The sequence below is a fragment of the Psychrobacter pygoscelis genome, from assembly GCF_004335015.1.
GTDB classification, from domain to species: Bacteria; Pseudomonadota; Gammaproteobacteria; order Pseudomonadales; family Moraxellaceae; genus Psychrobacter; species Psychrobacter pygoscelis.
Window position 1 is genome coordinate 118,589 of the sequence record NZ_RQRU01000005.1, and the last position, 13,365, is coordinate 131,953.

The following is a 13,365-nucleotide window of genomic DNA, read 5'->3' on the forward strand; positions in this document are numbered from 1 at the left end:
GCAAATGGCACTAAAAATCACCTCAGACTGTATCAACTGCGATATATGTGAGCCTGAATGCCCCAATGATGCCATCAGCTATGATCAAAAAGGCCAAAAGACCTACGTTATCGACCCAAGCCTATGCACTGAGTGTGTGGGCTTCTATGCAGAACCAACCTGCGACAAGGTCTGTCCTATCGATTGTATTATTAAAGATAAAGACCAGCCGGAGAGTGAAGAGGAGCTACTGGCAAAATATCAGCAGATTTGGGGCAAATAGCTGGAGACCTAGGCAAAAAGATAGCTTATAACAGGCGCTGACTGCCAATTCTTAAAAACCAAGCTCTATATCAGCTGGCTACAGCAGCCAAGCCCTTTGCTTAAATAAAACCTAACCCCTCTCTTGGCTATCATGAAGCCTACCCACGCACGTCTCAATCCTTAAGCCGAAACCTAAATCGAAACTCTGAATCGAAACTATTGTCTTAGAGCCTTGAGGCTAGACCATGACATCTACACGACCGAACCCAAGCTGTGTTAGTGAGCTGATAACTCATTGCTCTACGCGGCTGATAGTCACGCCAGTAAAACCAAATAATAATGTCAATAATAGCGAGAGATAACAAAAGAAGGCATAGGGCAGATAGTCGAGTACAGGGACGGCTAAAGCTTGACTAATAAATACTCCGCACACACTCCAAGGTACTAAAGGATTGATCACTGTACCGGCATCTTCAATAGTGCGCGATAGATTCTTTGGATGCAGTTTTAAGCGCTCAAAGGTAGGTCTAAAAGTCGTGCCTGATAATAAGATACTCAGATACTGCTCACCGATCAGCACATTGATACTTAAGGCTGCCATAGCTGCTGCAAATATCGCCCGGCCCGAGCTGGTCAAAGAATCTCTGATACCCGATAGTAGCGCTGGCAAGATACCTAGGGCACTTAGCAGCCCGCCCAAACTCAGTGCCAATATCACTATGGTCTGGGTAAAGAACATACTTTGCATACCGCCGCGTGAGAGCATGGCACCAACTTCGCCCAGCTCTAAAGACTCAGCTGGCTGGTAACCTGCAAAGAGATAGCCGCCCAGCTGCTCAATGCTAGGCGTACTGTGCAAATACGTCACCATTAAGGCAATAATGATGGTACAAATAATCGTATAAATAGCATTCACTCTAGCCAGCGCCAGCCCAAGCAATACAAAAAATGGCAATACCGAATAATTATGCACCAAGCCACTATCGATAAGCTGCGATTGTAATACAGTCACTTGGCTTAAATCTGCACTGACAGTCTGCCCCGAGAAGTACCAAAACAGTCCCACCGTCAGTATCCATGCCGGAACCGTGGTAAACATCATATTGCGGATATGCGCAAAAAGATCAATACCGACCACCGAAGAGGCAATCGTACAAGTATCTGACAATGGTGACATTTTATCACCAAAGAATGCCCCCGAGACCACTGCGCCAGCCGCAATCGCCACATTGGCATCAAAGGCATTGCTCATCCCAATAAAGGCCACTCCTAAGGTCGCTGCCGTGGTCAAGCTACTGCCTAATGCCACACCGATAATCGAGGTAAGCACAAAGGCCGAGATATAATAATACTGCGGTGATATCAGCTCGAAGCCATAGTACATCAAGGTCGGGATAGCGCCAGACATCATCAAAGCGGCGACCATTAGTCCAATAAAAAAGAACAAATATATTGCCCCAATACCGCTCATCACTCCTGTGGCCATTTGTGTTTGCATATCCTTAAAGCTCAAACCTCTATATAGTCCTATAGCTAGCAGGACACAGATGGCAAGAATTAGGGACAGATGTGGCACCCAGCCAAAACCAATCATGGTAATACCCATGAGGGCAATGATAATAGAGGAGATGATAAAGGCGAGCTTCGGCGAAAAGCGGGTGAGTAGCTGTTGGGTTTCTGAGGAGGACGACATGTCACAACCTTATGTGGCTTTAGGGACTGAGAATTATACAATTCTACTGGCGGGTGCAAAGGTTCGCAAGCTATGTGTTTTTAATATCTAGCAACTATGATTATAGAAAATGGAGACGGGGCAAACAAGCGATATATTTTGCGCCAAATATGCAGGACGCGCTTAGCCAAGCTCACTCATTTAAATACTGCTCTGCCATGTCATCTAATTTAGTCTTGACGGCTTTCCACTCGGGCATGACTTGGGTAAGTAGCCGCCAAAACTGCTCGCTGTGGTTGTGGACTTCGATATGACATAACTCATGTAAGATAACGTAATCGATGCAGTCTTTGGGCGCTTTAATCAGATGTCGGTTCAGCACTAGCTTACCCTTGGCCGAGCAGCTGCCCCATTGTTTTTGCATGACCATTACTTTGAAGTCTGGCATACCAGTTACCCATGAGGCTTTGGGCAGCATGGCTTCGATACGTTCTGCAAATATGGTTCTAGCACGAATATGATACCAGTCATCGATTAGCGCTTTAATCTGCGCAGCTCGCAACTCTTTATTTGCTACTTCTTGAGACAGATTGACGTTAAATTTGCCGCGAACAAGCTTAACTGAAGATGGCTGGGAAGGGTCCGTCAACACTTTAAGCACATAACGTCGACCCAGATAGAACTGTGTCTCACCGCTGATATAACACTTGGGCAGCACATCATTCATCTGTTTAGCGAAGCCATGTAATCCTTGCCAAATCCAGCGCACGCGTTTGCGTACTGCCTCATGAATAGCGGCTTCGGTCGCCTCCTCTGGCGCGGTTACAACGACACGGCCATCAGGGTGTACTTTAATGCGTATTTTACGTGCAGCTGGCTTATAAGGTAGAGCATTTGTAGACTGACACTTACCCTTGGCAGGCTTACGAACCACCTCATAAGCGATAATATCATCGCCATAGTAAATTTCAGGGCATCTAATAGTATCTTCCACGAGATTATTTACCTCTCGCCAGACCCAATCGAGTAATTTTTAACACTTCCTCAATCAGCTTATTGGTGTTCTCTACGCCTAAATCTTTAAATAGCAGTGGTAATAATTCCCTTTTAATAGCCTTTTCTATCCCAGCTTGGTTTATCGAATGCTCCGCCACTGCCGTATTGACCACTTTATCAATCTTGAAGGCATAGTCTATTAGCTTATCCTCAGCTAAGGACTGCTTCACCAAATAGTCTGCGCCGAATAAATGTTTAAATAGACCAAAATAGGCTTGCGCATGTTGATTCAACTTACCTGACGTATCGACAAAGGCATTGGGCACATCCGCGACTTTGCGGTCTTTGACATCCTGTTCAAAGTCCACAAACTTAATGTACTTCTTGATAGGCGCATCAAACATTGCTTTGGCGTCTTCGATGGCTTGTTTGAGCAGCTTGGAGAAATACTCCTGAGTATACGGGTCATCTGCCAAATCCTGCTCGATCATTTTGGCAATTCGACCAGTAATTTTATCGGTCTGGTTTCGCGCCTCTTCATCGCTCATGGCCTCAGGCTGGACGTTTTGGTCATCTTGAGCATCTGCGCCTCCCTTATTTTTTTTGCCAAGATTACCCACCAAATATGCACCTTCTGGCGCTTTCACTTCGATACCTGCAATATGTTTGTCTAATAGACTACGAATATCTGCTTCATATTCATCATAGTCGATAGTCTCGCCAGCATCTTCACGCACTTGTTGGCGCAGCTTGATAAAGCTTTTGAGATCGAGCTTGTAGCGCTCGCGCTTACCAGCAAAAGACTTATCTTCAAAGTATGACACTGACTGTAGCGCCACTTTCATACTATTAGAGAATGCCGTCAGTGCCGCGTAGAAGTCATCCCGCTTTTTAAGGTTGCTATCGACCATCTGGCCATTGATTTCAACGATTTTTGGCGAGAGTGCTTGGCGCAGGGCTAGACCGTCTTGTTTATTTTTGACCTCAGCAAATATCTCCCACAGCGTATTGTGCAGGTTTGGTAGCTTTTTATACTCGGTTTCCATCTGGCTATACAGGCCTTTGAGATCGTCGATATCAAAGCCGCCTTGGGTTCGCTCTGCCAAGTCTTGATACTTCTCAATGGTGGTATCTAGCTCTTTTAGGATACCGCGATAGTCGATAAGGTAGCCAAATTGCTTTTTATTATGCAGTCGATTGACCCGAGCAATCGCTTGGATCAAGTTGTGCTCTTTGAGTGGCTTATCGATATATAGTACGGTGTTCTTTGGCTCATCAAAACCTGTCAGTAGCTTGTCCACCACGATCATGATGTCAGGGCCGTCTTCACTAGCGAAGTCTTTAATAATGGCTTTGGTATAGGCCTTCTCATCACTACCATAGATCGGTGCCACATTTTCCTGCCACCAGCGCTGCACGATGTCTTTGCTCTCGTGATCTACGACGTCATGGCCTTCGCGCGTATCGGGCGCTGACATCGCCACGACTGAGGTTACCTTGCCGATCTTGTCCAAAAGCCGCTTATAGCGAATCGCTGAGGCTTTGGAGTCACAAGCCAGCTGACCTCTAAGGCCTTGCTGCTTAAAGCTCTGAAAGTGGTCGGAGATATCATGAGCGATTAGCTCGATTCGGCCCTCAGTCTGATAAATCTGACCTTTTTGGGCAAATTTGCGCTTGAGATCCGCCTTTTGTTCATCGGTTAGCTTTTGGGTGATGCGCTCAAACCACTTATCAATCGCCGCATCGTTGGTATTTAGCTCAGGAATTCGCTCTTCATAGAGCAGCGGCGTCACCGTCTCGTCTTCGACCGCTTGCTGCATGGTGTAGGAGTGAACAATGGGGCCAAATTTGTTTTCGGTCTTGTCGTCTTTGAGCAGTGGCGTGCCGGTAAAAGCAATAAACGCCGCATTGGGCAAGGCTTGCTGCATGCGGATATTGTTTTCACCATTTTGACTGCGATGGCCTTCATCGACCATGACGATGATGTTTGGACTGTCGTTATAGCACTCAGGGTATACAGCCGCCGAGCCAAACTTATTGATAATCGAGAAGATCACCCGCTCATTGCCTTGACCGATCTGCTGCGCCAAGCGGCGTCCGGAGGTCGCCATCGCGCTCGATTTGTCCCTGTCACTTAACACGCCGCCCGAAGCAAAGGTGCGACTGAGCTGGTCTTCTAAATCCACTCGGTCGGTGACGACCACCACCCGGCACTGCGCGAGCGTCTCTAACCACACCAGCGCTTTGGAGAAAAACACCATGGTAAACGACTTACCACTGCCCGTCGTGTGCCAGATTACCCCACCTTCACGACTACCGGCTTTATCGAAGCTACTAATGCGCTCTATCAAGGCTTTGATACCGAAGAATTGCTGGTAGCGAGCGACAATCTTGCCCACTTTTTTATCAAATAAGATAAACAGCTGCGTCATCTCAAGCAGGCGATCAGGACGCAGCAAGCTCACTAGTAGGCGGTCTTGATCGCTGACTGCCAGCTCCCCTGCCGCTATCAAGGACTGATAAGCCGCTCTGGTCTTAGTCGGTTTATGAGCAAATAATCTATGTATCGTCGTATCGTCGAGCTTTTGATTTTTTATACGCACAAATTCAGCCTCAGGAATTAGCTCCTCTTTCCACTTCGCCCAAAACTTCTCTGGCGTCCCACACGTCGCGTATAACCCGTCGTGACCATTAATGGCGAGGAGTAATTGGCTGAAGGCGTAGAGATGCGGAATCTCCTTTTGACCTTGATTGCGGATATGCTGAGACACCGCCTCTAGCGTCGTCGATTTGCCCGCCTTTGACGAGTCTGGGCGCTTGGCCTCAATCACTACCCAAGGCAAGCCATTGACAAAGCAGACGATATCCGGAACTCGATTGCCTGTACCTTCAGCGTTTAGTACCACCAGCTCTTCGCTGCAATGAAAGACGTTATTGTCGATATTGTGCCAGTCGATCAGCTGGATGGTCGGCGAGGCCTTTTTGCCATCGATAAACTCGGTCACCGTCACGCCGTAGATCATCGCGTCATACAGGCGTTCATTCGCCGCTTGCAATCCAAGGTTCATCGCCGGGGTCAGCTCGTGCATCACCTTGTCTATCGCTGCCTCAGATAGCGGATACTCTTGACCGGCGAAGTTAAAGGTCTGGCGCGATAAAAAGTCCCGCATCACTGAGGTTAAGACGACTTGCTGGCTGCTCTTGTCCGCTACTTGCTTACCACGCAAGGCATTGCATTCAGTTGGAGGCAGGTATTGATAGCCAAGATTGCACAGTAGCGCTAAGGCTGGGATTTTGGCGCTGAACTCTTCGGCGAAGTTGATGGTAGGATTGGTCATGTCTGCCCACTTTACTGACAAAAGGTATGGTCGTTTTAATGATTGTAGCCCAAAACTCTATAGAAGATGCCATAAATAGGCAAAGAAAAACCGCCAAGGTTGCGCGATACCCAAAGGGCACTAATCGTGGCGGTTATGTTGGGTATGTATAAGTTGATAATTATTATAATGGCAATGTTCGTTTAAGAAAAAATAAGTCCTATAGTTTTTTCATAACCCATTCTGACTCTCAATAACTTGTATATTATTAGTAGCTATATCAAAAACGGGATCTTTCGTTAAATAGGTATCATTAAAGTCAGGATTTTCAATCAAATATTTCTCGATTTTTTTAGAACTAGTCATCTCGGAAAAAATATTTAGAAATAAGCCAGAACCCCATAACATTACTATTATATAGACAATAATTACAATAGCCGATCCTAGCTCATCTTTAAATAAAATACTAGAAAAATCCATCATAAACAAAAAACTTATAAGGAATATCGTTAATAATGTCGCTATAACAGCTAGTACCAGAAAGAAAATGCCAGAGAATATTCCAAAAAACTTTTCTAATTTATTTATTGATACTTTAAGTCGATTGTCCTCATAAGATAAGTGAATTCTAGCTCTCTTAAAATTGGATAAAGTTATGTCACCCTTTGAATGCTCATGTAACTCCAAAATAGCATGACGTAAATAAAAATCTAACCTCATGCCAGTAGATTGATAAAAATAGTCTTCAGCTATCTGCTTTTGTATGCTTTTCCGTGTCAGTGCGTCTAAGTATGGAGATTCTAAATATTTTTCCTTATCTCTAATATTTCTTCGTCGAGCATATGAGAAAGCATCCATGAACTCTCTAAGCTTCTGGGGGTTTAGCAATATTCTTAGTAATGTAATTGAAATTATTATTACTGGTGCCCATATGCCAAAACTTTCATACAGCTCCTTGAAGCTTTCTACATTCATCATGTCTCTCTTCATCTACTTAGAGTTTAAACAGTGCGTGCAGCGCACCTTACTATATATAAATGTTACTTCAGTCCCTACGAGTCGCTATTTGTACTATTTCAGGAAGTCCAGGCATAGTAGGACTGGAATCACCAGATATCAGCCCTGAATCTACTCGACTGAACAAAGACTGTAATACGATACTTCTAGAATCAGTATCAAGATCTGCGCCTTCATTAATTAATGATAAATATAAATGGGTTAATTGTTCACGTTCCTCAGCATCGCGCTGTAAATGATAAGAGCTGAATGTCATTTTTGAAACGGCTTTTATGGCAAATGCATAGATTGATAACAGTGTAATGAAGAGCACGACACCTTGTAAACTCTCGACACCTAATGCAATAGCGTCTTTTTGAACGTAGATCCAAATAGCAAGTAAGACTACAAGCCCCACTAACCCTGAAATCACTAGCCCTGTTAGCCTCCTAGCCCATAAGTCCCCCGACTCTTTAAAATTCTTGGCTTTCTTTTCCCAATATTCTGCTGGCTTTGCTAGTCTTAATTTTTCTTCGTAAGTACTTTCTAATTTTACTACCTTTTCAGACCATTTTTCATACTCTTTTTCAAACTTATCTACTTGGCGCTGACTAGTATCGTTATATTTTTTCGCTGCGTCTGAAACCCAGTCTTTGAATACTTTTTGAGATTCAGTTGCCTCTTCAAATAAATTATTTTTTATTGATAAAATCTCACTTCTTAACTGATCGATAGAAGCCTCTTCCGCGTCTCTACGAGAAGTTAACTTTTCTTCCCCTTGCATTTCGAATTCGTAGGCAAGAATCGAACCAAATAATGATTCACGGTGATTATCAATATTGACACTATCTATAAAAACTTTGAAAAATGCATTTGCAGTTCTCACATCATATTTTTCTAGAATTTTTAGCCCTCTAATGACAAAGGGACGTGATGAAGATAACCAGTTCGATCTTAGGTCACTAAGTTTTGAGTGCATATATTCAATACTTGTAGAGTCATCACTTGCTAATCTTTCTAACTGACTTTTCAACTCCTTCAAAAGATGCAATGAATATTGCATCAAAATTAAAGGAGAATTATTATTCAAACAACCTAGATCTCCTAGGCCTGTTAGTTCATTTTCATATTTAACCCAAAAATCAAATTCATCATCTATAAATACTTTCAATTCCTTGAAGTTAGGGAAACTAAAATTTAAACCCAATCTATCTTCAAATTTAAAATAATTCTTGTTATCTTCCATCAAGCTACCTCCCCATCCACCAAAACCCGTCTCTTACCCGTCAAAAGCTGCTGCATCAAAGCCCTCTTCTCCTGCTGCAAATCAGCAAGCTGCTGCTGAAGTAGCTCAATCTCGCGGTCAGCGTTGGTTAATACGGTAGCGATTTTTTGTTGTTCTTCTAAACTAGGGAGGTTTAAACGAAACTCTTTAACCATACCTGCATTTAAATTAGCCTGAGTTCCTTGTTGCCCCATTTGAGCAATTCTTTTCTTCAGATTACTTAAATAATAGTATAAATAAAGGTTATTTAACTTTTCAGAAGGCCTTATACCTAAAATTGCTTGAGATGAAGAAACTGGAATATCTGCAATACTACACTCACCGATTGATGCATACATTGCATAAAGTATCGTTCCTTTAGGATAAAGACGAGCGCTACTGCTTAAAAGCCCTTCTTCTGTTAAATATCTTTCTGTAATAGATATCCATTTTCCATATTTCGTCATGTCAGAAATAGATACCCAAGGAATATCACCTCCATAATACGCCTTGACAGTTGATTTTGGCGTTCCCCCACTATTCATGGCTGCGACATCACCTAATTTAACTTTTTCCCACTCACCCGAAAACCGCACCCCAGAATCATCCAACAAACGCTGTTTACCCGTCAAAAGCTGCTGCATCAACGCCTTTTTTTGCTGCTGGCTATTGTCAATCAAGCGCTCGGTGGTGCTAATCGCTTTATCCCAAGTCGCTAGGATTTTGGCTATTTTTTGTTGTTCTGGTAATGGAGGTAAGTTTACTGGATGATGCTTTAGTAAGTTGGTATCTAACCGCCCAGTACCGTGTCCAGCAGTACTGACGAGATTCATAATCTTATGTCTCTCTCCTACTAATAAAAAAGATAAATATAGACCGTCTACATTTTTTGAAGGAATTAGAGCTTTTAGGTCTTGGTTGAATGAAACTTCTCGTGTTGTATAGCCCACAGGAAAATCTTTTAGTAATGTCATGCCCCTAACTAAAATTAATACAGTACCTTTTGGTACTTTTTTAGCTATTGTAAAACCTTCTTTAGTTAATTTATCAATACTGCTATATAAGTAATGAGATTTTAAATCTTTTCCAGAAATCCAAGGCTCAGTTCCATTCCAATATGACTGATTCTGCTTACTAGGTGTCCCACCTGATAGAAAGGTTGCTAAGTTATCAATCTCTGTTGCTTTCCATCCCTTAGGCACCATAACCCAACTCCTTAAGATACCCGTCCATCTCCGCCTCAAGCGCCGCCAATTCCGCCTTTAACGCCAGACGCTCAGTCCGCACCGCCTCTAAATCGATCTCTTCCTCTTCCTCAAAGGTATCGACATAGCGCGGAATGTTGAGGTTAAAGTTATTCTCTTTGATCTCCTCAAGCGTTGCGAGATAGGCATATTTATCGACACTCGCGCGTGCTTGATAGGTCTCGACGATCTTAGCGATATTCTCAGCGGTGAGCTGGTTTTGATTCTTTCCCGATTTATACTCATTACTGGCATCGATGAACAGTACTTTGTCATCCGCTTTATTCTTTTTGAAGATTAAAATTGCCGCAGGGATGCCCGTGCCGAAGAATAGCTTTTCGGGTAGGCCAATGACGGTATCGAGTAAGTTTTCCTCAATCAATTGCTGGCGAATTTTGCCCTCAGAAGAGCCACGAAATAGCACGCCATGCGGCACGACCACCCCCATGCGACCGGTATCAGGCTTCATCGTCTCGATCATATGACTGATAAAAGCATAATCGCCCTTGGTCTTGGGCGGAACACCCCGGTGAAAGCGGTTATAGGGATCGTCTGCGGCGTCATCATAGCCCCACTTCTTCAAGGAAAAAGGCGGGTTGGCGGTCACCACATCGAAGTGCAATAAGCGCTTGCCATCGGTATCTAACAACAGCGGATTACGGATGGTATCGCCCCACTCGATACGGTGGTTGTCCTCACCGTGCAGGAACATATTCATCTTCGCCAGCGCCCACGTCGAGCCGATGGCCTCTTGCCCGAATAGCGCGTATTCCTTAGTGCCAGAATTGCTGCGTATCTTTGCGCCGCACTTCATCAGTAGCGAGCCGGAGCCGCACGCAGGGTCGCAGATACTATCGCCCTTGACGGGTGCTAGCAAGGTGGCGAGCAGATCAGACACCTCAGGCGGCGTATAGAACTCGCCAGCGCTAGCGCCGCCCTCAGCGGCGAAATACTTGATCAGATACTCATAAGCATTACCGATCACATCCAAGCTGCCGACCCGCTCAGCGCTTAGATTAAGGATGTCTTTGCCGAAGTCTTCTAACAGGTGACGCAGCAGCTCGTTTTTTTGTTTTTCTTGACCAAGCTTATCGGTATTAAAGCTGATGTCTTGGAAGACATTGGTCAGCTTGGCGCCATTGGCCTCTTCAATCGCGTGCAAGGCTTGGTCGATGCGCTGACCATTACCCGGCTGATGGCGCTGCTCGTATAAGTCCCAAAAGCTCGCGCCTTCTGGCAATACGAAGCGCTGCGTGCCCATCATCGCGGTGATCAGCTCAGGGTGATCACCATGCTCAGCCACCAGCTGGTTGTACTCGTCACGGTACAGATCAGAGATGTACTTGAGGAACAGCATGGTCAGGATAAAGTCTTTGTAAGTATCGGCACTGATGACGCCGCGAAAGGTGTCGCAGGCATTCCAGACGGCTTTATTAATGTCGTCTTGATTGACTTGGCTTTGATTGACTTGGCTGCTGGGCATGTCTTATTCCTTGCTTAGGGCTTAACTCTGAACAAAATCGTTGGGGATTGATGAGAATTGCTGGGTAGTGGTGGGTAATTATAAGGGCTAATGATAGCAGTGTGCGAGAAGTTATGAAGGGGAATTTACTTGGTGAGTGTTGTAGAATTAAATGGTTGCACCGCTCATGATAACTGCAAGCGTAGCAGCCTTGGGGAGATCTTTAGCCTTGCCATAAGAGCCGTCAAAAACGGCATACCCTTTTAGGCTTGCCAAAAGAGCTTGCGTCAAGAGAAACTCACTGAAAGCCAACCCCCTTCTTTGACTAATAGGCTGATTTATAAAAAATGGGGTAATCTTAGCTAACGTAGCGCTTTTTAGCCTCGATAGCAGCGGTATCCTGCTCGGCTAGGCAGGGCGGGCCTAGTAGCTGATGGCATTCCTGCTCAGCGAGACTACCCTCAGCTAAGTGCCCGCAACCTGCCCAGCCGAGCAGATACAAGCGAATAGCGAGATTGGCTACCATGTATAAAAGCGCCAATAACTCCCCCTCTATAGTTAGTAGCGTTATTTAGCGGCTTGGCTTAAATAAGGATTTTGCTATATATTAAGAGGCAACGGCAATTAAATACTAATAGGACGCTCCCCACGAATGGCCGCAACGACAATCACCGACTTAAGGCTGCTTGATATCACCTTTACCGATATTTTGCTGACCATTCACTTTGTATTATTGCTACTGATTACCTTACGGATTTTATCACGCTATGATTTGACTGCCTCGGCCCGATTGGCTTGGTTTGTGGTGATCTTGTCCCTGCCTTATATCGGTGTCATCGTCTACTGGATGTTTGGTGAGATTCATCTGGGTCGCGCCATCACGCATGAGCACCGCGATGTGATTCAGCAATTGCATGATAAAGATCCTGAGGTACTGGGCGCGCCGCAGACGCTGTATCGCCATATCGCGCCTGAGTATCAAGCGGCATTTGCTTATGGCGCGGCGGTGACAGGCTTTCATACGACGATGGGCAACCGCGCTGAGCTTATGCCGAGTGCCGCGGCGGCGCGCGCGCGAATGATCGAAGATTTTGACGCGGCGACCGATCACATTCATGTCATGTACTACATCTGGCTAACCGATGAGACGGGCATCAATACGGCCAAAGCGCTAATCCGAGCGGCAAAACGTGGGGTGACGTGCCGAGCCATGGTCGATGGCATGGGTTCGCGCAAGATGATCGGCTCAAAGGTCTGGCAAGAGATGGCGGCCGCTGGCGTTCAGCTGGGCGTTGCCCTACCGTTTAACAACCTCATAAAGGTGCTGCTCACCAGCCGCATAGACCTACGCAACCACCGCAAGATTACCATTATCGATGGGCGTATTACCCACTGCGGCAGTCAAAACTGCGCTGACCCTGAGTTTCGGGTCAAGCCTAAGTACGCGCCGTGGGTCGATATCATGACGCGCTTTGAGGGGCCTGTGGTCGCACAGAACCAGATGCTATTCGCTAGCGACTGGATGATGGCCAATCCAGAGACGCCGCTTGAGGTCTTTAAATACCCGACGGCTAACGTGAGCAAAGATAATAAACCGATCGACGGCATAGCGGCGCAAGTGTTTTCTGATGGGCCGACTCAGCGCCAAGGCAGTACGCCGCAGTTTTTGAGTACGCTAATCAGCCAAGCTCAGCATAAGCTGATAATCTCCACGCCTTACTTTGTGCCGGATTATTCGCTGGTCAATGCCATTTGCGCCACAGCCTATCGCGGTGTCGAGGTCATCATGATAGTCCCCAAAAACAACGACTCCTTCGTCGTGGCCGCCACCAGTCGCAGCCATTACTGGCAGCTGTTAGAGGCAGGGGTGAGGATTTACGAGTTTAACGGCGGTCTTTTGCATGCCAAGACCTTGACCATCGACGGCGAGATCGGCTTGATTGGCTCGACCAATTTGGACTTGCGCAGTTTTGATTTGAATTACGAGAATAATATCGTCTTCAATGATTCCGCACTGACGGCGGATATTATCCAGCGGCAATATGACTATATTAGGCACTCGGATGAAGTGACTAAGACGCAGGTAGCGAGCTGGTCGCTGCCTAAGCGGATTTGGAATAATGTGGTGGCGACTATTGGACCGGTTTTATAACGCCAATACTCAGACAATA

At 45.5% G+C, this 13,365-nt stretch carries 11 protein-coding genes; 2 read left to right on the forward strand and 9 right to left on the reverse strand.

Annotated elements, in window-relative coordinates; all coding sequences use genetic code 11:
- The first annotated feature begins 4 nt into the window (after positions 1-4).
- Positions 5-262, forward strand: coding sequence for a YfhL family 4Fe-4S dicluster ferredoxin (locus EGV92_RS11300; protein ID WP_131669387.1), 258 nt, complete (start codon positions 5-7; stop codon positions 260-262).
- A gap of 273 nt (positions 263-535) precedes the next feature.
- Here the strand turns inward: EGV92_RS11300 and EGV92_RS11305 are convergent, their stop codons facing one another.
- From EGV92_RS11305 to EGV92_RS13960, 9 genes are all read right to left on the reverse strand, one after another.
- Positions 536-1,936 (reverse strand): Na+/H+ antiporter NhaC family protein, encoded by a 1,401-nt coding sequence (locus tag EGV92_RS11305; RefSeq protein ID WP_131669388.1) that lies wholly within the window; start codon positions 1,934-1,936, stop codon positions 536-538.
- 172 nt (positions 1,937-2,108) lie between these two features.
- Positions 2,109-2,909, reverse strand: coding sequence for a M48 family metallopeptidase (locus EGV92_RS11310; RefSeq protein ID WP_131669389.1), 801 nt, complete (start codon positions 2,907-2,909; stop codon positions 2,109-2,111).
- A 4-nt stretch (positions 2,910-2,913) separates the two neighbouring features.
- Positions 2,914-6,249, reverse strand: a complete 3,336-nt coding sequence (locus EGV92_RS11315) for a type I restriction endonuclease subunit R (RefSeq protein ID WP_131669390.1) — start codon at positions 6,247-6,249, stop codon at positions 2,914-2,916.
- A gap of 210 nt (positions 6,250-6,459) precedes the next feature.
- Positions 6,460-7,206 carry a hypothetical protein gene (locus tag EGV92_RS11320; RefSeq protein WP_131669391.1) on the reverse strand — a complete coding sequence of 249 codons (747 nt, stop codon included), beginning with the start codon at positions 7,204-7,206 and terminating at the stop codon, positions 6,460-6,462.
- A gap of 67 nt (positions 7,207-7,273) precedes the next feature.
- Positions 7,274-8,470, reverse strand: a complete 1,197-nt coding sequence (locus tag EGV92_RS11325; protein WP_131669392.1) for a DUF6161 domain-containing protein — start codon at positions 8,468-8,470, stop codon at positions 7,274-7,276.
- The gene (locus tag EGV92_RS11330; protein ID WP_131669393.1) at positions 8,470-9,693 is read right to left on the reverse strand and encodes a restriction endonuclease subunit S; all 1,224 of its coding nucleotides are present in this window, start codon (positions 9,691-9,693) and stop codon (positions 8,470-8,472) included. Before EGV92_RS11330 ends, EGV92_RS11325 begins: the two co-directional genes overlap by 1 nt.
- Entirely contained in the window at positions 9,683-11,215 is a 1,533-nt protein-coding gene (locus EGV92_RS11335) for a type I restriction-modification system subunit M (RefSeq protein WP_131669394.1), read from the reverse strand. The genes EGV92_RS11330 and EGV92_RS11335 overlap by 11 nt, the downstream gene beginning before the upstream one ends.
- Before the next feature lie 147 nt (positions 11,216-11,362).
- Positions 11,363-11,485 carry a hypothetical protein gene (locus tag EGV92_RS14280; protein ID WP_278248266.1) on the reverse strand — a complete coding sequence of 41 codons (123 nt, stop codon included), beginning with the start codon at positions 11,483-11,485 and terminating at the stop codon, positions 11,363-11,365.
- A 67-nt stretch (positions 11,486-11,552) separates the two neighbouring features.
- Positions 11,553-11,720, reverse strand: a complete 168-nt coding sequence (locus EGV92_RS13960) for a hypothetical protein (protein WP_165525611.1) — start codon at positions 11,718-11,720, stop codon at positions 11,553-11,555.
- Positions 11,721-11,846: 126 nt separating this feature from the next.
- Here EGV92_RS13960 and cls point away from each other — a divergent pair, with 126 nt between their 5' ends.
- Positions 11,847-13,346, forward strand: coding sequence for a cardiolipin synthase (gene cls, locus EGV92_RS11340; RefSeq protein ID WP_131669395.1), 1,500 nt, complete (start codon positions 11,847-11,849; stop codon positions 13,344-13,346).
- The last annotated feature ends 19 nt before the right edge of the window (positions 13,347-13,365 follow it).

Bases quoted from the DNA above. Each gene is read 5' to 3' on its own strand.
- EGV92_RS11325 (WP_131669392.1), bottom strand. From the start codon at position 8,470: ATGGAAGATAACAAGAATTATTTTAAATTTGAAGATAGATTGGGTTTA.
- EGV92_RS11335 (WP_131669394.1), bottom strand. From the start codon at position 11,215: ATGCCCAGCAGCCAAGTCAATCAAAGCCAAGTCAATCAAGACGACATT.
- EGV92_RS11315 (WP_131669390.1), bottom strand. From the start codon at position 6,249: ATGACCAATCCTACCATCAACTTCGCCGAAGAGTTCAGCGCCAAAATC.
- EGV92_RS11300 (WP_131669387.1), top strand. From the start codon at position 5: ATGGCACTAAAAATCACCTCAGACTGTATCAACTGCGATATATGTGAG.
- cls (WP_131669395.1), top strand. From the start codon at position 11,847: ATGGCCGCAACGACAATCACCGACTTAAGGCTGCTTGATATCACCTTT.
- EGV92_RS13960 (WP_165525611.1), bottom strand. From the start codon at position 11,720: ATGGTAGCCAATCTCGCTATTCGCTTGTATCTGCTCGGCTGGGCAGGT.
- EGV92_RS11320 (WP_131669391.1), bottom strand. From the start codon at position 7,206: ATGATGAATGTAGAAAGCTTCAAGGAGCTGTATGAAAGTTTTGGCATA.
- EGV92_RS11305 (WP_131669388.1), bottom strand. From the start codon at position 1,936: ATGTCGTCCTCCTCAGAAACCCAACAGCTACTCACCCGCTTTTCGCCG.
- EGV92_RS11330 (WP_131669393.1), bottom strand. From the start codon at position 9,693: ATGGTGCCTAAGGGATGGAAAGCAACAGAGATTGATAACTTAGCAACC.